This is a genomic window from Streptococcus sp. IMAU 99161 (assembly GCF_014435245.1).
Taxonomy (GTDB): domain Bacteria; phylum Bacillota; class Bacilli; order Lactobacillales; family Streptococcaceae; genus Streptococcus; species Streptococcus lactarius.
Genome location: NZ_JAAPAW010000034.1, coordinates 1 through 2,169, shown reverse-complemented (window position 1 = coordinate 2,169; position 2,169 = coordinate 1). Strand labels below are relative to the sequence as shown.

Below are 2,169 nucleotides of genomic sequence, written 5' to 3'. Positions count from 1 at the left end.
TGAGATAGCCCATCGAAATCATCGATAAAAGGGCTCCTAAAATAACTCCTTTTTGTCTAAAAACAAATTCGATCTTACAATATCCCCTTTCAATTAGGAATAGCAGAACCCCCCTATTTCTCTGTTTGGTCAAATTGCCCATTTTTGTCATCAAGGTTCTCTTTTACTCTATAGCTATTCTTATCTCTTCTATAATGTGGCTATCTTTTGTGAAGCATCTTTTCAATTCTATTATTCTTAATTTTTTGCATAGATATTATTAGGTTATTTTTTAAAAAACTGTGATCGAATGCTTGATACTTAGATTTATTTTTGCTATAATGCCTCCTGTAGGGAATAATTTTAAAACTAAAATATTTTCCTTGCTAAAACAAATATATGGAGGTCTTTCTCAAGTTTCAATTTGGAGAACTGTAAATCTTACGGAGCGGATACAGATCTCAACCAGTTTTACCATATTGTTTCGTGGGAATGGGATTTTTATGAAAAAAGGGGTAGATAAAATGGATAATAGAAAAAATGTCAAAATTTTCACATTTATCCTTGCTTTATTAACGGTTCTCTTCACTCTCAGCCTGACCAAAACGTCAGCCGAGACGCCTAATATTACCGTTAGTGGAAAGTTTGTGGATACTATTAAGAATATCAATGTTACCAGTGAGAACGGAGGTAATATTGAAGACGGCGTTGGAAAATGGCAGAATTTTAGAATTAATGCAAACTATGATTTAGCTGGGAAAAATGTGAAGGCAGGAGATACGACAGATATTTCTATTTCCGACCCTCTAATCATTTCTTCACAAAGTTTTGAGATTCGTGACACTCAAACTAATCAAATTATTGCACATGCAACAGTTGATAAGGATAATAAAAAGATTTCATTAACATATACTGATTATGTTGAAAATCATTCTGATACAAATGGTTCTTTTTACTTCTACGCTCAAGTAGATTATAAAAAACATCCTGAAGCTGGAGAAGTTCCGGTTCAAGTAACGGTTAACAACAAAACAACTATTGTTGGAAAAGTGAATTTCAAAGGGGTTGGAATTTCAGAACCTAAATTGTTCGTTAAAATAAGTGATGTTCAGAAAGACCCAACATTAATTAAATATGCAATTTCTGTCAATCAAAATAAACAAAATATTAAAGAAGTTACGGTAGAAGATCATTTACAATTTACGAATGCAGAATACGTAAAAGGTAGTATTCGCGTATATAAGGGAACCTTCTCTGATACTGACGGTTCATGGCAATTAAATGATACAGTAGATGTGACAGATCAACATACGGTAACGGTTAGTGATGACGGTCAGTCTTTCACTGTTAACCTTGGAGATGTTACTGAAGCAGATCAATACCAAATTTTATATGACGTTCGCCTAAAATATACACCTGCCGATGGAGAAGTTTTAAAGAATGAGGCGACACTAAAAGGTAAAGGTGTTGTTATTAAACAAGCTTTAAATGCTTCTGCCATTCAAATTGCAGGTGGATCTGGTGTCGGTTATGTCTTTACCATTCATATCCATAAAGTGGGCGACGCGAATCAACCACTTGCTGGAGCAAAATTCAAAGTGGTACGTCAAGCCAACAACCAAGTAATCGGTGAATATGTGACCGATAAAGATGGGAATATCACAGTCAATGGTCTTTTAAAAGATAAATACATCTTAACTGAGTTACAAGCACCTGAAGGTTATACCATTACTACTGCTGATACCTCAGTTAATGCTGAAGACTTTAGCGGAGCGGACCATGCGGTAACGAAGACAATTGTCAACCCAAAAGAAAAACCAAAAACAACCTCAACTACAACTACTACGACTAGTACTACGACTACAGTAGCACCTACGACTAGTACTACAACCACTGAAACGCCTACTACTAGCACTACGACTACTGAAGCACCTTCTACTAGCACTACGACTACAGTAGCACCTACGACTAGTACTACAACTACAGAAGCGCCTACTACTAGTACCACAACTACAAAAGAGACTACTACTAGCACTACAACTACAGAAGCGCCTACTACTAGTACTACAACTACACCAGGAACACCTACTGCTGGCACAACAACTACACCAGGAGGACCATCAAACAACCATTCTGGAACGACCAAGTCAACGAATGGTCGTCGCAAAGGTTTCCTTCCAAATACAGGGG

1 protein-coding gene is annotated in these 2,169 nt (G+C 36.5%); it reads left to right on the top strand.

Going from position 1 to position 2,169, the window contains the following annotated elements; all coding sequences use genetic code 11:
- Positions 1-503: 503 nt before the first annotated feature.
- On the top strand, positions 504-2,169 hold a 1,666-nt coding region (locus tag HA044_RS09410; protein ID WP_187540925.1), incomplete at its 3' end, for an Ig-like domain-containing protein.